General features: G+C 34.0%; 13 protein-coding genes. 2 read left to right on the top strand and 11 right to left on the bottom strand.

Annotated elements, in window-relative coordinates; all coding sequences use genetic code 11:
* Positions 1-80: 80 nt before the first annotated feature.
* The gene (locus SJY27_RS15180) at positions 81-2,636 is read right to left on the bottom strand and encodes a T9SS type A sorting domain-containing protein (RefSeq protein WP_397445717.1); all 2,556 of its coding nucleotides are present in this window, start codon (positions 2,634-2,636) and stop codon (positions 81-83) included.
* Between the two features lie 225 nt (positions 2,637-2,861).
* Here SJY27_RS15180 and yiaK point away from each other — a divergent pair, with 225 nt between their 5' ends.
* Together yiaK and SJY27_RS15190 are read left to right on the top strand one after the other, a co-directional pair.
* Positions 2,862-3,875, top strand: coding sequence for a 3-dehydro-L-gulonate 2-dehydrogenase (gene yiaK, locus SJY27_RS15185; RefSeq protein WP_397445719.1), 1,014 nt, complete (start codon positions 2,862-2,864; stop codon positions 3,873-3,875).
* Between the two features lie 6 nt (positions 3,876-3,881).
* Positions 3,882-4,793, top strand: coding sequence for a sugar phosphate isomerase/epimerase family protein (locus SJY27_RS15190; protein WP_397445720.1), 912 nt, complete (start codon positions 3,882-3,884; stop codon positions 4,791-4,793).
* Positions 4,794-4,825: 32 nt separating this feature from the next.
* Here the strand turns inward: SJY27_RS15190 and rhaT are convergent, their stop codons facing one another.
* The 10 genes from rhaT to SJY27_RS15240 all read right to left on the bottom strand — a co-directional run bounded on the left by rhaT (position 4,826) and on the right by SJY27_RS15240 (position 24,965).
* Positions 4,826-5,878, bottom strand: a complete 1,053-nt coding sequence (gene rhaT / locus SJY27_RS15195; RefSeq protein ID WP_397445721.1) for an L-rhamnose/proton symporter RhaT — start codon at positions 5,876-5,878, stop codon at positions 4,826-4,828.
* Between the two features lie 100 nt (positions 5,879-5,978).
* Positions 5,979-7,379 (bottom strand): sulfatase, encoded by a 1,401-nt coding sequence (locus SJY27_RS15200; protein ID WP_397445722.1) that lies wholly within the window; start codon positions 7,377-7,379, stop codon positions 5,979-5,981.
* A 38-nt stretch (positions 7,380-7,417) separates the two neighbouring features.
* Positions 7,418-8,830 (bottom strand): hypothetical protein, encoded by a 1,413-nt coding sequence (locus tag SJY27_RS15205; protein ID WP_397445723.1) that lies wholly within the window; start codon positions 8,828-8,830, stop codon positions 7,418-7,420.
* 13 nt (positions 8,831-8,843) lie between these two features.
* Positions 8,844-10,184, bottom strand: coding sequence for a sulfatase (locus SJY27_RS15210; protein ID WP_397445724.1), 1,341 nt, complete (start codon positions 10,182-10,184; stop codon positions 8,844-8,846).
* A 146-nt stretch (positions 10,185-10,330) separates the two neighbouring features.
* Positions 10,331-11,560: an enolase C-terminal domain-like protein gene (locus SJY27_RS15215; RefSeq protein WP_397445725.1), complete on the bottom strand. Its 1,230-nt coding sequence runs from the start codon at positions 11,558-11,560 to the stop codon at positions 10,331-10,333.
* 9 nt (positions 11,561-11,569) lie between these two features.
* Entirely contained in the window at positions 11,570-13,045 is a 1,476-nt protein-coding gene (locus SJY27_RS15220) for a sulfatase (protein ID WP_397445726.1), read from the bottom strand.
* Positions 13,046-13,152: 107 nt separating this feature from the next.
* Positions 13,153-15,936, bottom strand: coding sequence for a family 78 glycoside hydrolase catalytic domain (locus tag SJY27_RS15225; RefSeq protein ID WP_397445727.1), 2,784 nt, complete (start codon positions 15,934-15,936; stop codon positions 13,153-13,155).
* A 92-nt stretch (positions 15,937-16,028) separates the two neighbouring features.
* Positions 16,029-19,268 (bottom strand): glycosyl hydrolase, encoded by a 3,240-nt coding sequence (locus SJY27_RS15230; protein WP_397445728.1) that lies wholly within the window; start codon positions 19,266-19,268, stop codon positions 16,029-16,031.
* Between the two features lie 15 nt (positions 19,269-19,283).
* Positions 19,284-21,659, bottom strand: a complete 2,376-nt coding sequence (locus SJY27_RS15235) for an alpha-L-rhamnosidase C-terminal domain-containing protein (protein WP_397445729.1) — start codon at positions 21,657-21,659, stop codon at positions 19,284-19,286.
* A 15-nt stretch (positions 21,660-21,674) separates the two neighbouring features.
* Positions 21,675-24,965 (bottom strand): family 78 glycoside hydrolase catalytic domain, encoded by a 3,291-nt coding sequence (locus tag SJY27_RS15240; RefSeq protein ID WP_397445730.1) that lies wholly within the window; start codon positions 24,963-24,965, stop codon positions 21,675-21,677.
* Between the last annotated feature and the right edge of the window lie 18 nt (positions 24,966-24,983).

Consider the following 24,983-nt stretch of genomic DNA (forward strand, 5'->3'; position numbering starts at 1 on the left):
TTTTTTATGAAAACAAAAAAAGCAAATATCAATATTAAAATGATATTTGCTTTTTATAAATTTATAGTGTTGTTCTTTTTTTAATACAATAACTTTACAAAAGCATTATTGATTTTTAAAATATAAATACCCTTTGCGTAAGCAGAAATATCTATTCTATTCCCTTTTCCTTCTATTAATTTTTTTCCAGTAATAGAGAATACTTGCCAACTTTGAAGAGTTTGATTTTTTATTTGAAACACCCCATTGTTACTTGGATTTGGAAATACAGTAATTTTCTGTAAACTATTTTTATCAACAGATAATTGACCATTAGAAAAAATTGCTTTGATATTTAAATCTGATGTTACTGTTACAGTTAATGGATTTTCAGTACTTGTAATATCTCCTTCCCAACCTTGAAACTCCCAACCACTATCTGCAATGGCATTCAAACGCAATTCTTGCCCATTGAGTGCAGTTCCACTGCTGTAATTTAAAAGACCTTGCCCTTCTTTGCTAAGTGTTATCGTATGTGTGGTTGGGTTTATTGGAATAAATTCGATACGATCAAAAACAAGACTTCCTGAAGTAAAATTATTATAAAACTTAAATTCAGTAATAGTACCCGACCATAATCCCCAGTTTGTCAAGTTAATATTAATTGTATGCCATTGGTTATCATTAGGTATCGTTTCTTTTTTTCTACCTGATGCAAAAGTTGTACCTGGCGCATTTGGTGCCATTTGCAAATCTGGTTTATCTGTACTATTCTTCGCTACAATTCTTAACGTACCATACAAACTCGCATTTATATTTAAATTAGTTATGGCTAGCATAGGCCAAGAAACATTAGAAGAGAAATCTATAGTTAATTTATCGTTCTCTGTATTGATTGTCATACCATTTTTTACAGCAGACCAAGCAGAAAAATCATCTGTAGTAGACCAAACATAGGTTGCTGGAGTAATGGCTTCTACAAAATTAGCTTCTGGTCTAAATTCGAATTTTTCAAAAGCAAAAGAACCTATTTCAGTAGAAATATTAACTTCAGATCCAGATTTTCCATCAGTTCTTGCTTTAGTAGTAATGGTTTTCCATTCTGTAAAAACAGAAGGATTTGGATTTTCATAATTTTGATAAGCTGTATAACCTGCCTCTGTTAAAGTACGGTCTGGAGCTCCTTTAGAATCAAAACCACTCATTACGTAGTTTGCATTATTAATTAAAAAATTCTGAAGTTTATTATTCTCTTTTCCGTAAGCCTTACTTCTGTAATATAATGTTGTGCCCACAGGTAAATCTGTTGTAAATGCTACCTCAACAGTTTCAGCATTTCTATAATTAATAGAACTACTATTGTAATTATAGATTAATACATCATACTCATCTTTTGTATCATTTTTAGCAAAAATAGCATCCAACTCGTTTGTTGATGTATTAGGGTTTCCTGAAATACTGGTTTCATAACGAACTAAATCTACCATTGTATTTAATTCTTTTATAGCATCAGGATCTTCAGTTCCTGTTTTATTTCCCCATCTGTAAATAAATTCTAAACCTTTGTCTTTATGCTTATAATAAGTGTTAGAAAAAATCAGTTCTACGATTTCTCTATGCGAAGTTTCACAAGTAATATAACCTTTACCATCTGCACCATTCATTGTAGTAACAGTAGAATATTCCATTATATCTATAGAAGTTTCAGGATTCCATTTAGGATTATTGATTAATGGTGCAAAATTTTTGGTATACTTCCCATTCATATCTCTAAGATTACCATTACCAATTATAATGTAATCTGATAATCCCCAGAAATCACATTTGATATTATTTGCATGATTATAGTCTATAAGACCTTCAATAAAGGACGCATAAGGTTCGCCTTTGTAGTTTAAAATAGTTCCGTTTTTATATAAAAACCCAGGATTTCTAGTATGCAATCCAACCTTAGCATTAGGTAAAATAGCTCTTACTGCACTTTCTGTATTTGCAAAATGTTCTATAAAATCTTGTTTGGTACCAAACCAGTGATCTGGTGTTTCAATTTCTGAACCTACTCTAAAACGCCAAGACAACACTTTTTCTTCTCCATAGGTTTCTACCAATTTTGTCATCAACGCTTTTATAAAATCGTGATAAGCGACTTTATCTGCTGGAGGTAGAGAGTTTCCATAGATAGACATTCTTTCATTTTCCCTAAAATTGATATTATCCCTTGTACCTTCTGGAATAAAAGTATATCCATGTTGAAAAGCCCAAGGTGGTTGATCTAAAGCAATTTGTAAAATTTCTGTTTGAGAATTCACTACTTTATTTAATCTATCTATTAATGGATCCCATCTATACACATATCTATTATTGATAGAATCGTATAAACAAGGATCATAATCTAAATCTTTTGCATTTTCACCATTTACTTTTTTATTAATGCCTCCAATCATTCTAACAATATTCATTTTAAGTCCTGGACGAATATTAGAACCATTTCTTGGGCTAATTCTGTTGGCTACGTTCCAAACATCGTGTATTGGTAATTTCTTGTCAGTTTCACTTGTAAAATCGGTAGATAATTTTACTTGACCTTGTGTATGGATGATCAAGGTAAAACTCAATAAAAGAAAAACATATTTTTTTATAAAGGTTAATTTTTTCATTATCAATAATTTATTGTTGAATATATTTTCTCGAAACTAATATTTATTGATAATATTAACATCCTGTGATGTCCTGTCCTCTCTTTTTTAAAATTTTTATTAAAAAGAATTTACATTACTTTTGACTTTCAAGCAAATAACCCAGGACTAAACACAAAGAATTTTAAACGCAAATATTATATTGTTTTGACTCAAAAAATTAAAGCATAACATAAAAAAGAATACATGACCAAAACTATTCAAAGTAAAGAAATGAATGACGTTCTTACTTCGCTCTTTAGTAAATATGGGTTTACTGATGAAAAAGCGAAACTATTAGCTGAGGTTCATACAGAAAACACCTTACATGGTGTAAATTCCCATGGTATTAACAGGGTTCCTTTTTTTATTGAACAATTGAAACTAGGGTTAATCAACAAAGATATTGAATCTGAAAAAGTAGAAAGTTTTGGCTGTATTGAACGATGGGATGGTAAACTAGGTTCTGGGGTTATAAACGCTATAAAATGTACCAATCGCGCTATTGAGATTGCTAAAGAAAACGGAATGGGATTAGTGGCTCTAAGAAATACCAATCATTGGATGCGAGCTGGCTATTATGGTTGGATGATGGCAAAACAAAACTGTATAGGTATTCTTTTTACAAACACAGAACCTAACATGCCTGCATGGGGTGGCAAAGAAGCAAGACTTGGTAACAATCCTTTAGTGATTTCTATACCTAGAAAAAAAGGACACATTGTACTTGATATGGCTATGAGTCAATTTTCTTTTGGAAAAATGAACGAATATAAATTGAATAATCAATCCTTGCCTTTTGATGGAGGATGGGATACCAATGGCAATCTCACAAGAAATCCAGAGGAAATTTTGACCACTAAAAGTGGACTACCCATAGGTTATTGGAAAGGTTCTGCACTCTCTATGGTTTTAGACATACTCGCTACACTACTTTCAGCAGGAAAATCAACTTACAAACTTGGATTAGAACCACATGAATATGGGGTGTCTCAAATTTACCTATGTATTAACCCTAATACTTATAATGATAATGAACTTCAAGAAAAACTTACTGAAGAAATCATTGCTTATACTCGAGATGTTACTCCTACTCAACCAAATGGAAAGACTTATTATCCTGGTGAACGATCACTTATAAATAAGATTAAGAACGAAAAAGAGGGGATGAAGGTAAGTGAAGAAATATGGAAAAAAATAATTGATTTATTAAACAAATAAAATATAATGAATACGAATAGAAGAGACGCGCTTCGTAAGCTAATATTCACTCCAGCACTTTTTGTAGCACCTACAATTTTGACTGCAGCTGCCAAAGATTCAATAGAACCTATTGCACAACGAATACAGTACAGTGTTAATGCTTATTCTTTTAATGACGAATTTCGTAGTGGCAAAATGAATTTATTTGACATGATGGAATTTGCCTCAGAAATTGGCCTAAATGCTGTTGATTTAACCGCCTATTATTTTTCTTCTTATCCACGTTTACCGAAAAAAAATGAAATTTTTACTTTAAAGAAAAGAGCTTTAGAACTTGGGTTAAATATCTCTTGGACAGGTGTGAGGAACAATTTTGTAACCGCAAATGTAGAATCTAGAAAAAAGGATCAAGAAATGATTAAAAATTGGCTAGATATTTCATCTATGATTGGCTCTTCTATTCTACGAGTTTTCACAGGTAGAAATTTACCTGACGGATACTCAAAAGAACAAGTAAAAACATGGCTTATTGAAGAATACAAACTTTGTGCTAAATATGGTGAACAAACAGGCGTTATTGTTGGACTACAAAACCATAATGAGTTCTTATTTAAAGCCGATGAAGTAATCGAAATACTAGAGAAAGTTAACTCTGAATGGTTTGGACTTATATTAGATATTTCTGGATTAAGAACTACAAATGATCCGTATGCAGAAGCTGAAAAATTGGCACCTTATGCTAATTATTGGTTTATCAAAGAACATGTGTATCACAATCAAGAAAAAAAACGAACTGACATGTCAAAAATGGCGTCAATGATAAAGCGACATGACTTTCGTGGTTACGTCTCTTTTGAGAGTCTATCGGATGGAAATCCAAAAGAAATTATTAAAGAGATGGTTTATGATTTTAAAAGGGAATTTAACAAAAACTAGAAAAGTTAAACAAACATATTTTATGTGGTAATTTAAATTGAATTACCAATACCCACCAAAACAACGGATAAAATAATCACTACAATTCCTGATGTTATGGTCCATTTTGTTTTTTTGGTTACACCTTGCCATTCTTTTCGATAAATTCCCCATAGATTGGCAGTTAAAATAATAGTAGACATATGTAAAATCCAAGAGCTTGCTCCATTTCCTAATTTACTTTCGCCCATTCCGTAAAAGAAAAATTGTAAAAACCATATGGTTCCTGCTAATGCAGAGAATAAAATATTATTACGGATTGGTGTACTTTTATTTGTAAAATCTTTGTATGATTTATTTCTGATACTCAAAATGGTAGTCCAAACTAAATTAGTAGCTAAACCACCCCAAAGAATCACCACAAAAGTGACATTATTAGCGAACAAATGATCATATCCTGCTGCTACAGCTGCATCTGCTAATGGTTTTCCTGCTTCAATACCAAAGCTAAAAAAGGAACTTAAAATTCCTGATAAGATTGCAACAATTAATCCTTTTATCAAATTGAATTCTGAAACACTCTTTTTCTTTTCTTCTTCTGATAATTCCTTTTCTTTTAGCATTCCTGCTTTTCCAGAAAGTGCAATTCCTAAAAGACAAACTAAAACTCCAAGTAAAACAACTTGTCCTCCTGTAGAAGATAACATCTCAGTAAATGAAGTTTTACCTTCTTGCGGATTAAAATTATAATAAATAGAAGGTATAACAGCACCAAAAGCAGCACAAAATCCGAGTACAACCGAATTTCCTAAAGACATTCCTAAATAACGCACTCCTAAACCATAAGTCAAACCACCTATACCCCAAAGTAATCCCATTAAAAAGGTAAACCCTAAAATAGTATTGGAACTTGTTGCTATAATTTCTACAAAACCAGGTACTGTTAAATAAGCTGCAATTGGCGGGACAATTAACCAAGACATTACGCCTCCAACCATCCAATAGGTTTCCCAAGACCAACCTTTTACTTTGTTATATGGCATGTAAAAACTACCTGCTGCAACACCTCCTAATGAATGAAATAAAACGCCTAAAATTGCTTGCATAATTGTATTTTAAGTTTGTTAATTTATAATTTTACTGCATACTAAGTTGATTTGTATCCTGTACTATGCCGAAATATTATTTTATTAAAATAAAGGGAATTTATTGATGTGAAACCTTATTGATGTACACAGGGTTTTTAGTCTTTGGAATTGGTGCATCAGTATCTTTCCACCATTTTTTCAATATTTTTAATAACTCCTCTTTCTTTTCTGGATTTGTATCTATAAGATTATTTTTTTCTCCAACATCTTCAGATAAATTATACAATTCCATATCGTTATCTTCAAAATAATAATGAAGTTTCCAATCTCCTTTCCTTACTACAGAACCAGGGCGTGTTCTAAATAAAGAATCTCTGTTTTCGTTATCATTTTCATTATAGGCTTGTAAATAAATAGGAAAATGCCAAAACAAAGGGCGCTCCAAATCATTAGTTTCTTCTTGCAAAATTGTTGCTATATTATTTCCATCCAAAGATAAATTAGTAGCATCTACTTTAGCATAATTTAGTATTGTTGGAAAAATATCTAAATTTGTTATTGCGACTTCACTCTTCGTATTTGTTTTTATTTTACCATTTAAAACAAAGAAAAAAGGCTCTCTAATACCACCTTCATAATAACTTCCTTTTCCGGCTCGTAATGGTTTTTGTTTGGTTATACCATATAAACCACCATTATCTGAAGTAAAAACAATCAAGGTATTATCAAAAAGATGTTTTTCTTTTAGTTTATTTATAAGTAACCCTATGTTTCTATCTAGGTTATCAACCATAGACCCATATTCTGGATTTCCCTGACCATTCCATGGTGCCTTTTTTTCATATTTAGGTAAAATACTATCTACTGGCATTATGGGCACATGAACGGCATAAGGCGAATAATTAAGATAAAATGGTTTTTGTATAGTATCTATAAATTGTATCGCTTTTTCCATTATAGCATCCGTTAAATATTTATCAGAAACGCCATCAATTGTTACATTTTTATAAGGCGGGTAATAACTTTTTGGCAACCCATTGTGCCCACCTCCAATATTTACATCAAATCCATATTCTAAAGGATTATCGCTTAAATGCCACTTTCCTGCCTGACACGTGACATATCCATTCTCACGCAGTACCTCTGGTAAAATAGTATGTTTTTTGGAGAGTGTATGTGTGTTTTTTGTTGGAATCAATTTTCTGTGTTCAGATTTTCCTCTCGTAGAAGGACTAACTGTGTAAATACCATGACGTGGTGTCCATTGCCCAGTCATTAAACACGCTCTGCTAGGTGCACAGTTTGATGCTGATGCATAACCATTTGTAAAGACCATACCTAAGCTCGATAAATTGTCTATGTTTGGTGTTTCATAATATTTACTTCCCATAAAACCTACATCTTTCCAACCCATATCATCAACGTTTATGATAATTATGTTTGGAACTGAAGATTCTTGTTTGTTAGCACAAGCTTGACTTAATAGTACTATTAAGATTAATCGTATAATTTTTATCATTTGAAAATGATTTTGAATAAAAGTTATTCTTAAATTAATTAACAAATCCGAACCACTCGTAAATTTAATATATTTCCTAGTTTCTCAATTTTATTGGCAATATGTCCCACACCAATAGCACAATGATGCGATGGTCCTTGTTTGGACCATTCGTTTATAAAAGTACGAGCGCCTATTGAAAAAAGATAGCGGCTATTGGTGTTTCCTATTTGTAAAACTGGGCCTTCTACAGATTCGCCTTCTGCTACTAATAAAAATACATCATCTTTTCCTTCTACAACCGATAATAAGGTTACAGGACCATGTTTTACTGTCATTTGGATAGATAAGCCTTTTCCTGGTTTTCCATGATAAACAGGCAAAGGAACCAATTGTACATTCCCTTCTGCAATAGCAAAATGCGCAGGACCATCGTGACCCAAGATTACAATGTCATCGTTAAAATCCATGGCATAAAATTCAGAAAACGAACCTCCAACTCCAAAAGCATCCATGATTTTCATGGCTTGCGCATTCTTCACTTCATATTCTCCTGCAACAGGTACGTTTTTCCCTGTTAACAAGGTGTTTCCTGCAATAACGGAGGTTACAATATTTTCATATTCGTTGCCATTTTCACCTTCATAATAATAGGCTAACGAACCTAAATCGTGATGTTCTACTAATTTATCTAAGGCTATTGATGTTTTTGCTGCGCGAACCAATTCGTCATTCTCACAGGTATCAAGCACCTCAAACGTCCTTTTAAATTCATTTAACTTATCATCAACCTCAGCATCGGTAACAGCATCTCTGTATTTTTTAACTTCACACATTTCCACAATTTCTATATGTGTCCCAAAGGCAGCAGATTGTTTGGTTAAATCGGAATATACATCTAACATTCCTGCGTAATAATGCCCTAAAACACCTAATCTGTTATTTTGCATTATGGATGCGACTTTTGTGGCATCAATCCAATCTTGGATATCATCCCAAACTGCTTGTTCATCTAAATAACCCGTTACAAATTCATAGTCTATTCCTGCACGGTTAAATACATTCGCAAATTCTGGCACAGAACAGGCTTGACAATGCGCCAACCATTCTCCTGTCATTTTACCTCTATCACCTAATGCATTAAAGCTTTCGTAATCTATAGCTGCAACTGGTTGTATGTTTAATATGATTATTGGGCATTTTACTTTTTGTACTACAGGTAATACTGTTGATGACAAGGCATACGTTGAGATGTATAAAAACAAGATATCTACGTCTTCTTTTTTTAGTACCTCTGCTTTTTCTCTAGCAACTACAGGAGAATCTACCAAACCAACATTAACAACCTCTGCACCAAAGCTTTCCATTTTAGTGGCTATTTCTTGTTGGTAGCCTTCCAAACGTTCTAGCAGTCCTTCAAATTGTGGCCAATAGGTATCTAAACCAATACCAAATAATCCTACTTTTATCATTATTTTTTTATTTTTATTTTAGTTTTAACCTAGTACTTAACTTCACTTTTAACTCTTTAACTAATTCTGGGTGTTCTTCAGCGATATTCTTAGTTTCCTTTTCTCTTGTTATGTGATTATATAATTCTACAAATCCATCCTGATGTAATGTCATTCTATGCGTTGAAGTTCTGATGGTTGAAGCTTTATTGTTGTATGATATAGCATAGTGACCTGTAGCATTCGGGTTTACTAATATTTCTTTTAGAGACGTACCATGAGCATACTCAGGGATTTCAATTTCTGCTAAATCACATAACGTCGGAAAAATATCGACTGTTTCTACAATAGCATCTGTATTCGCCCCTTCATGTTTCATTCCTGGATAATGAATTATTAAAGGAGCATGTAACGATTCCTCAAACAAACTATGTTTTCCCCAAATCGCATGTTCTCCTAGATGCCAACCATGGTCTCCCCAGAGTACAACAATGGTGTTTTTATCTGCTCCTGTTTTTTTTAATGCTGCAAGAATTTTACCTACTTGGGCATCTGCATAACTTACACATGCAGCATAATGACGACGCACATCATTCGCAAAATCAACATCTTTATTAGGGTTTTTACCCCAACGATTGTATTTCATAAATTCACCAGATCCATGCCATGTTGTTCTTCCTTTCGGTTTTTGAGAGTGTTTTATTTCAGGAAGATCAACACTATCATACTTATCATAATATTTTTTTGGTGCACCAAAAGGCAGGTGTGGTTTAATAATTCCAACGGCAAGAAAAAATGGATTTTCATTACTGCTGGTAAGAGCATTTAGTTGGTTTATAGCCTCATCTGTAATTGCTCCATCTGGATAACTATTGTCGTCCCCTTCTACTGTCTGAAAAACAGTCATATCAGCTGATTTTACTCGAATCTGGCCATTAGCCAATCCATGCATCATTCCTCGTGGGTGTTGCCATTCCGCAACTGGCATTAAATGCTTATCCCAGGCATTGGGCATCTCTACTTTTGTGCTATCATTCCAATTTTTTCCACCTCTACCTCCAGGGTGATGAGACACTTTTCCAACCGAAACCGTTGTATACCCATATGTTTTAAACCACTCTGGGATACTTTTATCTACTTTTTGAGTGCCTTGTTTTATTTTTTTTGCTCTACTAAAAAGTGCATTGTTTCCAGCTGGTCCATACTGCCCTGTTAATAAGGTATATCTAGATGGACCACAACTTGGTGAGTTTACAAAATGCTTTTGGAATTTAATTCCTTTTTCCGCTAAAGCATCAATATTAGGTGAGCTAATATACTCTGCTCCAAAACTCTTTAACTCTGGACGAAGGTCATCTACACAAATAAGCAGCACATTTGGCTTTTGAACAATTTGTTCTTTTTGACAATTCGTCAACAGGAAAAAAAATAACGTAACAAAAAAAATAAGATCTAATTTTTTAACTATCATTATTCTATTTTTTATGGTTTTCAACAGTCTTTTAAAAAATTATAGTTTTGTTAAACTTCTATATACAATTCACTTACCTTTTTCAAACGATCGGTGTCTAATTCCAAACCAAAACCAGGTGCTGGTTTAAAGGAATAATATCCATTAGATTCCTTTTTTGTAGCTGCGCTTTGCAAACATTCTAAATAGATTTTAGAATCTTCTTTTTTCTCAATGGCTTCTACCCAAGTGGCTCCAACGCCAATCGCTATTTGTTGCCACGCAGAACAAGCTGGACCTACCAAACTATCATCGCCTATCATTACTTTTGCACCTATTTCTTGTATTTTATGCGCTAATTTTGCTGTATGGGTTAAACTTCCCATCGTAGATGGATGCAAATTATAAATGTGTCCCATTCCTTTTTGCATGGTGTTGATGCCTTTCCAAGAAGGACGCATAGGCGCATCTGGAATTAAGGTCAACTCACCCACCATTTCTTGCAACTCTATCCATTGCTTTGTTTTTAAATGTGCAGGGTCTTCAATGGCATTTAGTCCATTAGCCTTAAAACGATCTAAAATTCCTTTTAATTCGTCTAAAGATTGCCACTTTTTATAACCTTTATTGACATCTGAAATTACTACAGCATCATCTCCTAAAACATCTCTAATGGTTTTAAGAAGTTTTATATCAACAGCTTCATCTCCATACATTTTAAATTTTAGATGATGTGCAAGATTCTGTTCGATACTTTTTTTGGCTTCTTCTCTAACTTTCTTCTCGTCTTTGTCTAGTATGCAATACAAACCCGGAACTGGATTTGTAGCTGTTAAACCTAGTAATTCAACAGCAGATTTGTTTTGTAGTCTACCTGATACATCTAAAAGCGCCATATCTAAAGACTCTAACATTTTTAAAGAGCGTTTAGAACCTAGCACTTGTTCTGACGCCAGTAATTTTTGAGCTTCACCTAGCGTTAACCCTTTAAATTGTTCTAGATATTTAACCCAAGCTGTTGGTTTAAAATCTGGATTGTTTTTTGAAGCTGGTGTTTCTGTCCAACCATAAAAATCTCCAGCTGAAATTTTAATAAATAAATGCTGACGGTTATGCCAAGTTCCCCAAGAAAAATAACGAGGTATGTTAATATCATATCGAAATATTTCGATTTTTGTAATCTTTTCGTTTAAATATTCATTTCCATTTTTAGGTACACAAGCAGATAAAAGAGGATATGTTGCACCTACAATACCCAATGCTGACATACTTTTTATAAAATTGCGTCTATTTGTTTTCATATTAATTTTTTACCAAGGATCGTTCATAGATGTTAGTAATTCTGCCAACTCCGTTTTCATTTTATTATCTAAAGCAGGATCTTCTCCCCAAATATTTTTCATTTGATAAGGGTCTTCTGCATCATAATATAAATAATGGAATTTTTCGCCACTTTCGTGTTTTACTACAGCATAGGTGAAGTCTTTGGTTCTAAAACCTCTAGCATCACCTTTAGAAGCAAAACTTTTTCCTCCGAAATACAATTGCTTTTCTGGACGATTTACAGGTTTATCAAAAAATAAATTCGCATAATTTTCACCTTCAACCACATCTGGTATTTTAGTTTCCAATCCCATTAACCCTAATAGTGTTGGCATATAATCGGGAACACTTAATAAAATATCATCGGTTTTTGGTTTTACCTTTTTTGGATAATGCACAATCAAAGGAATTTTATACGCTTCTTTAAACCATACATTTTTATGCATTAAGCCTTGACTGCCTAACATTTCTCCGTGATCTGCAGAAAATACGATAATAGTGTTTTCATATAATCCTGCTTCTTTTAATTTTTTGATAACACGTCCTATTTGATCGTCTACCCCATTTACAGACGCAAAATAATCGGTAGCTTGGTCTAATCGTTTTTCTACACCATGATCACCTCTTTTTAATTCATAATTGTCATTAAATTGCACATTTGGTCGGTTTAGCACATCTTTAAAATCCATACCCTCATAACGTTTTCGATAACGTTCTGGCACTTGTTTAAAAGGTGTATGTGGTGGGTTTATAGACCAAAATAATACAAAAGGGTTTTCTTCCTTACGTTGACTTTTAGAATTATCTAAATAATCAATAATGATATCAGCTTCGTGTTCTGCAGACCATTTTTTGATGTATGTTTTTTCATCTTCTTTGGCATTTGTTGTCCAATAATAAGGTACATTATGTCTATTGTGAGTTCCGTAAGCGTACCAAAATGAAAAGCCGTGTCTTTGATCTGGTGGGCACCACGTATCCCAAACACGTTTCACCTCTGGAGGTGTAGGTTCTGGCCCATCTAAATGCCATTTACCAACATAACCTGCACTGTATCCATTATCAACCAAAACATCAGATATACAAACCTCATCTTTCTTTAAATAATTTCCTAAGGCTGTTCTCTGGGAATTGCAATTTTCTACAACTCCTGTTGATAAAGAATAACGTCCTGTCATTAACATTGCCCTATATGGACTGCATAAAGGATTGTTTGAAACAGCTTCACTAAAAAACACCCCTTCTTTTGCCAATTGATCTAAATTTGGGGTATGTACAGGATCTTCTTTTAGAAATCCTAACGAAGCTTGACGGTACTGGTCTGCAAAAATGAATAGTAAATTGGGTTTGGTTTCTGTGATTTCTTTTTTTTGTTCGGTTTTACAGGAAAAAACACCGCATAAAATCAATCCAAAAACAATTAGTTTTACCGACACATTCATTTTTACATTTAGTTTATTCATCCTAATCTTATTCTATATTCTTAATATAATTTCGTTTATTACGTTTTTAGCATTTCAACATAAATTAATGACTTCAATTACTCATTTATTTTCTAATTCCTATCTGTTTAATAATTAGTTTTAAAAGAATAGGTCCCAGGGGTTACCTTGAAAACAAAAGCTTCTTTCGTTTTACTTAGCAGTTTCACATCAGAATTATCTTCAAATTCTACTCCATTTACTTTAATATTCTCTTGTGTATTTCCTGGTACTAAAACTTGAGCTGTAGTGTTTGGAGGTACTTTTATCTCTAAATGAAATTGTTTGCCTACTAATTTCCAACTAGAGCTTACTTTACCATAAGGTGAATTGTAAGTGGCAGCTGCAGAGGTTAAGGGCCCACCCGGAATAGGAGCAATTTCTATTTCTTTAAAGCCTACCTTAGTTGATTTTATACCTGCAATACGTTCGTACATCCAACGTCCAATGGCACCGTATGCATAATGGTTAAAAGAATTCATACCTCCTTTATTAAAACCATCTTTGATAGTGTAACTGTTCCAACGTTCCCACATGGTAGTTGCCCCCTGATTAATGGAATAGAACCAAGACGGATAGGTTTCTTTAAACAAAATTTCATACATCAAATCGGTCTCACCAATTTTATCAAGTACTAAAGGCAATAAAGGTGTACCTAAAAATCCAGTACGCAAATGATTATCGGTTAATTTTATTTGTTCCAATAAATGAGGTACAGCTTTTTGGACTAATTCCTGATCTAACAAATCAAATGCTAAGGGCAATAAATAAGCTGTTTGAGTTTCAGGACCTTCAATAATTCGCCCTTGGGTATCAAAAAATTGTTCTTGAAAAACATCACAAATAGCATCAAATAAAAGTTCATATTCTTTGGCTTCTGCTTCATATCCCAACACTCTTGCTGCTTGAGAAGTTAAGTACACAGATCGTGCATAATAGGCAGTGATAATTAACTTATTTGAGGTGACACCAAAGCGCTCATCCCTTTCGTGTGTTGAATAAGGTTGCAACCAATCGCCATGGGTAAACATTTTGACAATGTGATTTTTGGCTTTTGACTGATAAAATCCTACCCATTTTTTCATACTTGTATAGTTTTCCTCTAAAACACCTACATCACCAGTGCGTAGATAGGTTTCCCAAGGAACAATAGTTATCACATCGCTCCAACCAGCACCAGCTCTTAGTCTGCCTCCTAATGAAGGCACCATTACAGGAACTGCTCCATCTTCATCTTGATCGTTTCGTACACTTTCCAACCAACTCATCCAAAAGGAATGAACATCTCCTATAAAAAACGAGGTGGGTGCAATTACCTGAGCATCGCCTGTCCAGCCTGCTCTTTCATCGCGTTGAGGGCAATCTGTTGGTATATCGAGTGTATTGCCTCTTAGCCCCCAAATAATATTACTTTGTAGTTGATTGAGTTTTTCGTGTGATGAGCTAAACTCTAGATTTAATTTATAATCAGAATGTTGAACAATACCTGTCACCCAAGATTCATCTGGCGTAGCGCTTGTATCAAAACCACTCAACTCTACATATCTAAAACCATGAAATGTAAATGTTGGTTGATAGGCTATTTGCCCATCTTCTTTAGCCTTATAATAATCGGTTGAAACTGCTCCTCTGTAATTTTTCGTATACATACGACCATCTTGTTTCAGCATTTCGGCAAAGCGTATTTTTAAGGTTCCCTCTTTATGCATGGGTACTTTAATGCGAGGCACTCCTACCATATTTTGACCCATATCAAAAATTACGACACCTTTATCAATCTCAGTAATATTAACGGGTGCTAATTCCTGAACAGATTTAACTGTATTGTGTCTCTTAGGTGTCAATTTTAGTGTTGCATCTATATCTTCAGCAATAACCTTTTGCCAGCTTGTATCATTAAATGTTTTTGTTGACCACGCTTTTTGTTCTTTTCGCGCATCATATTGTTCACCATCATAAATTCCGGCAGAAACAATTGGGCCATCTTGGGTGGCTGTCCAACTTTCATCGGTAATGAAAGTCTGAACCTCTCCATTGGTATATTTTACCTCAAGCTGACACATTACTTTGGGCGAAACCTTTGGATATCCTCTAAGCATTAATCGTCCTCCATACCAGCCCTCTGCCAGCGCAATTCCAATAGCGTTAGTTCCTTTTTGTAAATGGTCTAATACATCGTATGTTAACGTTTCAATGCGTTTATTATAAGGAGTCCAGCCTGGAGCCATTACGTCATCGCCAACCTTTTTACCATTTATTTCAGCTTCAAAAAGCCCCTTAGCCGTAATGTATAATCTTGCAGATGCTATTTTAGAATCTATGGTAAAATCCTTTCGTAAGTACTGAACTTTGTATGATTTTTTGTTCGTTTTGGGTGACTTCTCTTTATCAACTTTTGGCAAACTAATCCATTTGGCCTGCCAATCGGAGTTATTAAGTAGCCCTAGCTCGAAGTTGGCTACCTCACTCCAATCAGAAGCCTTTTTATCTTGATCCCAAAACTTTAGCTGCCAATACACTTTTTGTCGCGAAGACAGTTTTTTTCCTTTGTATTTCACAAATAAAGTTTGATCGCTTTCAATTTTTCCACTTTCCCATAAATCAGCATTATCGGGCAATAGTTTGGGGTTAGAGGCCACTACTATAGAATAAGCTGTTTGCTTTTTGACGTTTTTATTTTGTGGTAGTTTCCAAGAAAAAGAAGGTGTAGCATCGTAAAATCCTATGGGGTTTTTAAACCCTTCGCTTACAATTAAATCCTGAGGTGCATTATTATTAGTTGTGGTAGTAGTATTTTGGTTTGAAGAACACGAAACCAAAAATAGTATTCCCAATACAACGATTGTTAATTTATTACGAGTAAGTATGTGCATATTAATTTATTTGTAAACGTATTTTTAATTGATAAAGATTTTTTATTTGCCTGTATAATAATGTTGAAAATATAATTTTATAATTGTCTATCTTATTTATTGTTTATAATGGTTTCAATAATAATTGGCCCCAATAATCCTGAAGGTTGGAGTTTTGATTTCGATTTGATATCGTCTGTCACCAACCAAGTATATTTTTCTTCTTCTGGTCTTTGTTTGTCTTTAATTAATTGATTTCTCCAAAGATTAACCACTTCAATTTCTAATTGATTTTCTCCTTTCTTAATCGCCTCTGATATGTTTAAACGATAAGGGGCTATCCAAACACCTCCAACATCTTTTCCATTCAATTTTACTTTCGCCATTATAGAAAGCTTTCCTAAGTTGATATAAACCTCTTGGTTTTCTGGAAGTTTATCCACGTTAAAAGTTGTGGTATAATTTGCGGAGCCTGAGTAATATTTTATTTGTTCATTTTCTGAAGTTGACCAATCTTCTAAACTATTAAAAACAACTGGTTCTTTTGGACCAATTTCTTTATTTGAAAAATCTACAGTAAATGGCGATTTTAACTCAATTATTTTTTCAAAACTTGTAAAGTTTTTAGAATTCATTGGTTTTGTAAGTGATTCATTTTCTTTAGTAAAAACAACAAACCAACTCTGAGCAGCTTCCATTTTTAAAGGTACTTTTATTCCAGTTTCCGTTACTTCAAAATCTGGTAAAGCTCTAATTTCTCCGGAAACTGCATCCCACAATTGTGGTCTTACATTTTTATCTACTCTAAACACTGGAGATAATTCGATTTTCTTATTACTTTGATTGGTAATAAAGTAGATATCCATTTCTGGAGTATTTCTGTGCGTCCATAACACAGGTGCAGCATCAGAAACTTCAAAATCTTTTGATAGGTTAAGTGTTTCAAAAACTTGTGATAATTCGTAACCATCAAATAGTTTTCCTTCTCCGTATTTTTTAGTCATTTTACCACTTTCGTAATTTCCATCCCACATTTTATTGGCGATGGTTTTCACGATGTCGTCACTTGCAGGATAATTTTCTAAACTTGGTGATTTTTCTGGTTTTGGCCCTAAAATAATTCCACCTTGTTGTACTAATTCCTCTATCTTTTTTAGTAATTCAGGTCGCATTGTTTTAAACGGTGGCAATACCATTACTTTGTAAGACATACCATCTGGTAAAACAAATCGTCCATCTTTTACAGATAACCGATTTAAAATTACTTCGGCATTTATATAATCATACGAATAACCTTTTGGAATTTCGGGAACTCTACCTCCTGTCATTATAGGCGCATCTTCTCCGATAAAATAACAGACATCTGCTACATATTTGCCTTGTTGTAACAAATGTTGACAACGACGTAAATAATCAAAATAGGAATCTGCTTGACTAAACCACGTATTATGACGATTGAACTCTGTTCCAAACCAAGCGTTCATTCCTGGTTTTCTATTATCATCTGGTTGTTGAATATACAAGTGCAGCACAAAATGATTGACCCCTTCTGTTAATGCCCAATCTCCTCTTTTTTTCAACATTGCTGGATGCCTCAAATACGTTTTTCTGGCAGATGTAAACGCTTCTGCAGAAATTATAGGTTTGCCATAGGTATGTGCTGTTGATGATGATGCTTTACACTCGATATTACCTAATGTTCCTTCGTTCCAAAATTCGCCAGCAATTAAATCAGATTGTCCACCATACATCATAAATTCGCTTGGAAAGCCCCAATGACCGTAATTTTCTAACCACGTTTTTAAATTGTGTTTGTTACTGGCTTTTTTTAATGCGCCTACATATTCGTAAGCGACATCATCAGCAATAGAACGTCTTAAATCCCAAAGAAAACGCTCGGATTCTTCTACACTTCCTACAATTCTACCCGATAAAACTGGCAAATATTTTATGGGATTGTAACCATATTTTTCTTGGAATTTTACTTCATAATTGTCTGTCCAGTTTTGAGAACCCATTTCGTAACTGTCTGCAATGACGTATTTAAACGCAGATTTACTTTCTTCTGGAATTCGTTTTAACAACTCGCCAACAAAATTATCAAAATGGTATTGTACCAATTCGCCATTCATTTTATCAATTTCATAACCCACACCTTGTGGTGCAGCAGGTGCATTTTTAGTTCCTGTAGGTGACATTCCTAATCGTAAAATGGTCCAATTTCCTTTTGGAGCGTTCCATTTTAGGTTTCCATTTTCATCAATTTTATTGCTAATATCAATAACCTCATCAGGATTTATGTTGAAACTTTTATTTTGAAGTTCCTCTTGCTTATTAAAAACATAGGTATTCCAATTTGGTTTTGGTGTTGGGTGCATTTTACCCAATTGCTTTTCGATATATTTATCTAAAACGGGTGCTTCTGAAATGGTAATTTCTGCAAAACCATACGTTTTTTTTCGAGAGACAAACTTTGTAAATTTCAGTTTAAATTGTTCTGCATTTACATCTGGTAAAGTTGTAGCATAAGTTCCTTTTAAAATTGGGCCCACATTTGGGGTCATTTTAGAACGATCGAAAGTGAACTTTTTAAGAACTTTTTCTTTGCCATCAATCATTGCAGAGGCTTCTACTTGACATTTAAACTCTTGACTTGGCACTATCGAAATAGAACGTGCCGTAATTGCTCCCTCTAGATTAAATGTAATTTCTAAAGCTTGTTTGGGTTGAATTTTAAAACGTGTATTATCATCAATTTCACCATCAATTAACCCTTTTGTATCTACATCATTCCAATTCGCAGTTACTTTTGTTGGGATAAATTGTGTACTTTGTTGTTCAATTTCAGAAGATTTAAAAGCTAAGGTGTGCGTATCTTGAAATTTTTCATTGGGCTGTTTTAGTTGAATGTTTACTAATTTCCCTCCTGAAATTTTGGTTTCACTAAAGGTTAAATAACGCATTGCTTTTTCAGAATCTACCCAAGGCCCACCACTTTGACTCCAACCTGGGCAGTTAAAAACACCAATATCTACACCAATTCGTTTGCCTTCAACCACAGCGTGTACCATATGAGACCACCATTCTTCACTTAGCATTGGTACTTTTCCATCTTTACGAGCAGGATTTATATTGCCAATTAAAGCACCACCAATTCCTGCTTTTTTCATCGCTTCTAAATCTTTGGTAATACCATCTTTAGAAATATCATCGTTAATCCAATACCAATAACACCATAAATTATTATCGTCTGTTGGGTTTATAAAATCAGATTGAATAGTCTCATAATATTTAGATTTACTACATCCCAAAATAAACAGAGACAAACAAATAAGTATTATTAGTTTTTTCATAATTATGTTATAGAATTATTTATAGGATGCGTCGATTTTCCAGGTACCAGATTGCGCCTTGAATTTCAAAAAATCTTTGTTTTCACTATCAAAAATAAGTCCTTTAACAGACTTCTTTTTTCTACCTTTTTTCCAAATCAGTTTTCCATTTGCAAACACTTCTGTAATGGATTTATCGGTCTTAGGAATCCCTATAATTGCTGTGGTATTTTCTGGAGATATTAACTCTAATTGATATGCATTATCTTTTACTTCTAAATCAATAATAATATTTCCTTTTACTGTTGGAATCACTTTTTTTAATTGTTTGAAATGCACCAAATTTGGCAGTATTTGAAATTCGCTCCAAGCTACTTTAGTTGGCGCAACTCCAGCTATGTATTTTGATAAAATTTTATTGGAACCATTCCAAGCGTGATTATAACTACCTCCTCTTGGAAACATTTCGTACAAGGTAGACATCGATTTTTTATCTACCTGACTTTGATACTGGTCTTTCATTCTTTCTAAAGACGCTTTATGTCTATTTGCAATACACATGGCTTCTTCTGCAAGCCACTCAAAATGTGGACTTGAAAAACGATTTGGAATTAATACATTATCAACAATTTGATTGTGAAATTTTGGATTTGCAATTCCTGAAACAATTGCAATGGCATTGGCTCTATCATCTTTTAATTTGTCTTTATTTGAACTGTAAAAACCGTCTTTCCAGTATGCTTTTTCAAAAGCGGGTTTCATGGTTTTCATACGTTTTTCATACCATTTGGCGTGTGTTTCTTTACCTAAAACTTCTGCCATTTCTTTGGCCTTATTTAAAGCCAAATAATAAAATGCCATTTGGATAGGTTCTTTATCGGCTGTTTTTTTAACACCCCAATCTACCCAATCCCAAGCATCTGGACTTTGGCGTATTCTGTATTTTGGCAAGCCATTTTCTTGCATTGGAAATAACGCTAAATACTCATATACAAATGGATACACCTTTTGCAACGTTTCTTTGTCTCCTGTATTTAAATAATATGGCCAAATACCCTGCGCAATGAATTGTAAACTTTGCGCTACCAACTCACGGACTCTTAGTGGCCCTAATGCTCCAATTACGCCATCTTGACTAAAAGACATCGTTTGTAATATTGCCTTTTTTAGTAGTTGACGCCCAGCATTATCCATAGAGTAGAATAGATAACCTGTTTGATCTGCAACATCACCAATCCACAACGCACGTTCTCTATCTGGGCAATCCATAAAATTATCACGAGCACATACAAATAAGGTGTTGTTACCCATCCACCATAAGCGATTGTAAAACGGATCTTCTACTTCAAATTTACCAACCATTTCCCCTACACTCATCCATCTGTACTTTAATGCTTTTACTTTAACACCTTTTGGAATGGTATAGCGTATTTCATTACCATTCATCCAAGAAAAACTTTCAAATTTTTGAGTTCCTGATTTTGTAATATAAGTTGCCGTAATTTTATTTAGGCGATTATCTGTGGTTACAAAAATGGTATCACCTGCTTTGGCTTCAACTTCTAAATAAGGTGTAATTTGTTTATTAAAAGGCAGTTTACATTTAATAACTTGCCCTTTACTTATAAATGGAAATTGCAAATCGTTATGATTTGTATAGTTATTTAAACCGTGGTTGATTAATTGAGGTACAATATTAGGTTCTAAATTGTACCAAGGGGCAACACCTGCTTTTCCTTTTTCTGTGGCTTTTTGCCAATTGCTATCATCAAAATTAGACGTATACCAAGCATTTTCAGACCAATCATTCATTGCCTTTTGAGCATCAAATTTTACCGAATATTGCACCAATGATTTACTAGCAGGAGCAATGGTATTGTCATATCCTGGATGCTGTTTTGCCTTCCAACTTCCATTAGAAACTAATTTTTGATCTCCTATTTGAGCAGAAAACAGTAAACCTCCTTTTCCGCTATCAATGTGTGTGCCTTTGTGCGTTTCTCTTCCCCAATACCAAACCAATATTGCTATGGTATTTTCTCCTTTTTTAAGATAAGGCTGAATATTTACAGTTTCGTACCACGAATTAGTTGGTGTTATTTTTTCTTTTCTATTCCAATCTCCTGCTTGACTTGGTCCTCTTGATAATCCTCCTTCGAAAATCACCATTTCATCGTTTATCCATAACCAAAATTTACTATCTACAGCAATATGCGCTTCAACTATTTCTGGAAGTTCTTCTACAGTAATCGTTTTTCTAAAACTCATCCAAGTATTGGAAGGCCCATCTTCTTGTTGCCAAATCCATTGGGCATTTTGCCAATTTGGTGGCGTTGTTGCAAAAGTTACTGACGTTGTGAAAAGAAACGCAAGGAAAAAAACGATTCCTCTTTTATTAGTGTTTAGGTTCATTATTTTGTATAATTATTATTTTTTGATATTGAAAATTTTGAACTCTTTTATTGACGGAGCTTGTTTTGCATCAACAATAAACAACCTACATTTTGTAGATGTAATGGTTTTAAATTGATGATTTTTATTTGCCCCACAACTCCTTCCTGTTACAATATCTTTCCAAGCCTCATTTTCCCAATATTGTAGTGTATAAGAAGTGATATTCTCCTCAAATTCATCAATAATAATTTGATTAAAGGTTTGTGGTTTCACCCATTCTATTTCTACATATTGATTTTTAGTTTCTGTTGCCAACCAACGGGTTTCCTCATCTTCATCATTTACCCTAAAGGCTTCAAAAACTGGTAATTTTTCTGTTTTAATAAACATTGATGAGGCATTCATTCTGCCTAATTTTGCTAGATTTTTAATTTCTTCTAAAGGTGCTGGGAATTGTGTTTTTGGTAACTCATCCACCTTAAAATTGTAAACTCCAGAAGTAACATTGTAAATGACATAATTACCAACGGCTTTACTTTTTTCTGTTCCTACAAAAGTGACTCCATCAGCATTTTCAGCTAAAACACCGCTTTCCTGAATTCCGTCTTTACTAGTTGCTGGCAAATACACTTTTGCACTTGTATTTACAGGAACTTCAATATGAAATGTTGCGCCTTCCCCTTCTTTTTTCCAGTTGACAACCACATTTCCGTACATCGATTCATATTCGGTATTTGCAAACGTTAAATCGCCAACAGGCGCTGGTTTGATCATCATATGTTGCATACCTAGTTTTTTTGGATTTGGTCGAATTCCGCCAAAACCTTTGATAAAATAGCCTCCAATTCCTGTATAACAGGTATGGATTTGGCTGTTCCCAATGGCAGACCAACGTTCTGGCCACACTGTTTTACCTTGCTCTAAAAAGTATCCATAACTTGGGTGATGTTTGTCTTGCAACAACTCATAAATTAAATCCATACGCTCTCCAGATTCTGTAAAATAACGCGAGTATAATGCTTGCCCAGAACTTCCTGTATCATAATATGGAAATTTATACAATATATTATCCACCAAAACATCTTCTACTTTTTCTTTTTCAGAGTCTGGTGTTACACCAGATACTAAGGCAAAGGCTTGATCTACTTGATACCCTTTTACATATTTACCCGTTTCTGGATTGTAAGACAGTTTATGGGTGGCTTCTCTTTGCACTTTTAAACGTTCTTTATAAATTTTAGCATCTTCAGTTTTGCCTAAAGTCTCTGCAATGTGCATCGCATTTTCTAACATAAAAGCATACAAACAATTGTTAAAATGTGCTGCATCTGGAGAATTACTACTGGTCCAAAAATTACCACGTGGCGTACACCAATCTCCCAAACCTGGCATTTCTCTTTTTCCTTGTTCTCCAATTATTAAAGCGCCACCCGTATTAGAATTAGAATGCTCATACAACCAAGTCATCCATTTTTGCATAGGCTGGTAATTGTCTTCCAATACTTTTTTATCGCCTAACATTTTGTAGGTTTCCCAAACGGTTAATGGACTATTGGCTTTCCACATTAAAAACGGACGATCTTCTTCATTTAAAACCGCTCTTGTTTGTCCATCAGGATATTGTGCATCTCTTGTGTATTGTAAATACTGATCCATATACGCGCCACTTTCAAAGTTTGGCAAAGCATCACCATACATAGCAGCTACTGTAACTTCGCCCCAACCACGACGTTCACGATGTGGACAATCTACCAAAAGTCCGTCCATAGTATTGGCCAAATAGGTGTTTAAATTGATTTGATAGATTTGATTGAGTTGCTCGTTTGAAGATTCAAACGTACTAATCTGCTTGCGGTTATTGGTTACCACATGTCCTTTTGCGTCTTCTATTTTGGGTTCATAATTTAAACCATAGACTGTAACCCATCTACCACCAGCGACATTAAAACGGTTTTTAAATTTTCCTTTTCCAGATTTCCCAAAAATGTATTTGCTTTTTTGATTCCAACTAGAAGTTTGCCCTAATTGATCGCTTATTTCAAACAAAATCGAATCACCCTCTACGCCTTTATACAAATCCATTTCAAAAAAACCAGTATAGTTTTCGCCCATATCAATTCTGTACGTGCCATCTTCATTTTTATCAACCCCAATAGCTTTTATTGCTTTAAATTTTACTTGAGGCTCTACCATTTGCGCACTTAAAGTAGCTCTAATAGGGCTATATAATGCGCGTACTTCTCTATCTTTATTACTATTTAAGGCAAAACTAATGTTGTTGCCTTCTGGTATTTTAGCGTTTAATTCTTTGTGATAGTATACACTGGCATTCATCCAGTTACTATCATCGTAGTTTACGGTATTCCAATCATCTTCCCGTTTACGGTCATCAATGGTTTCGCCTCCAAAACGCAAAATATCCCAATCACCGTAATAAGATGTATAACTTTTTTTGGTTTTCCAAGAAGTATCTGTTTTTAAAGTGATTTGTTTACCTCCTGCTACAATTTCAGCTTGTGCTTTAAACACAAAAGGTATATTTCTGTACTCTCTAATACGTCGCCAACGAGACCAACCTGCAGCGTGCCAAATGGCAATCACATTATCGCCTTTTTTTAGCTTGTCTGATATATCATAGGTTAAATACGCAATCCTTTTTTTCATATAGGTGGAAGCAGGATTCATTACACTCTCAGTAATTTTTTCTCCATTTACATACAATTCGTGATACCCAAATGACCCCACAAATACGAATGCTGATTCAGCATCTTCTTTTAATTCGAAATTTTTTCTGTACCAATTATGATCGGTTTTTTTCTGATCTGATTTTAAAATCCAATCGCCTTTCCAGTCTGATTGCTTTAATAATCCCATTGAAAATTTAGCAGGTTTGCTCCATTTTGAAGCAGTACCCTCTTTATCCCAAACCTTTACTTTCCAGAAATACGGTTTTGCTGAGGCTAGTTCATTACCTTGATAGGTTACATTTACAGACTGATTAGAATCTACTTTTCCAGAATTCCAAACATCGCCATTATTGCTTTCTAAATTATCTAAACTTCTTGCCACTAGAATTTGATAAGCCGTTTGTTTTTGTCCTCTTACTGGATTTTCTTGTTTCAATTTCCAGCTTAATCTTGGGCTTGTGTTATCTATCCCTAAAGGATTTGTGCGGTATTCGCAACGTAAATCTGTAATAGAAATATGGGGGTTTTTGGTTTGACAGCTCGTTAGCAAAACAAATATGATTGCTAAAAAACTTAATTTAGTATTAAACCAAAACATTTTAAAATTTAAACTTTTTTCCATTAGAATATTATTCATTTTTAAAAATAGACTTCA

The sequence above is a fragment of the Polaribacter sp. R77954 genome, assembly GCF_044595335.1.
Lineage (GTDB): Bacteria > Bacteroidota > Bacteroidia > Flavobacteriales > Flavobacteriaceae > Polaribacter.

What these genes read in the sequence shown, in the direction of transcription:
- SJY27_RS15180 (WP_397445717.1), bottom strand. Translation starts at nt 2,636, where the DNA reads ATGAAAAAATTAACCTTTATAAAAAAATATGTTTTTCTTTTATTGAGT.
- yiaK (WP_397445719.1), top strand. Translation starts at nt 2,862, where the DNA reads ATGACCAAAACTATTCAAAGTAAAGAAATGAATGACGTTCTTACTTCG.
- SJY27_RS15190 (WP_397445720.1), top strand. Translation starts at nt 3,882, where the DNA reads ATGAATACGAATAGAAGAGACGCGCTTCGTAAGCTAATATTCACTCCA.
- rhaT (WP_397445721.1), bottom strand. Translation starts at nt 5,878, where the DNA reads ATGCAAGCAATTTTAGGCGTTTTATTTCATTCATTAGGAGGTGTTGCA.
- SJY27_RS15200 (WP_397445722.1), bottom strand. Translation starts at nt 7,379, where the DNA reads ATGATAAAAATTATACGATTAATCTTAATAGTACTATTAAGTCAAGCT.
- SJY27_RS15205 (WP_397445723.1), bottom strand. Translation starts at nt 8,830, where the DNA reads ATGATAAAAGTAGGATTATTTGGTATTGGTTTAGATACCTATTGGCCA.
- SJY27_RS15215 (WP_397445725.1), bottom strand. Translation starts at nt 11,560, where the DNA reads ATGAAAACAAATAGACGCAATTTTATAAAAAGTATGTCAGCATTGGGT.
- SJY27_RS15220 (WP_397445726.1), bottom strand. Translation starts at nt 13,045, where the DNA reads ATGAATAAACTAAATGTAAAAATGAATGTGTCGGTAAAACTAATTGTT.
- SJY27_RS15225 (WP_397445727.1), bottom strand. Translation starts at nt 15,936, where the DNA reads ATGCACATACTTACTCGTAATAAATTAACAATCGTTGTATTGGGAATA.
- SJY27_RS15230 (WP_397445728.1), bottom strand. Translation starts at nt 19,268, where the DNA reads ATGAAAAAACTAATAATACTTATTTGTTTGTCTCTGTTTATTTTGGGA.
- SJY27_RS15235 (WP_397445729.1), bottom strand. Translation starts at nt 21,659, where the DNA reads ATGAACCTAAACACTAATAAAAGAGGAATCGTTTTTTTCCTTGCGTTT.
- SJY27_RS15240 (WP_397445730.1), bottom strand. Translation starts at nt 24,965, where the DNA reads ATGAATAATATTCTAATGGAAAAAAGTTTAAATTTTAAAATGTTTTGG.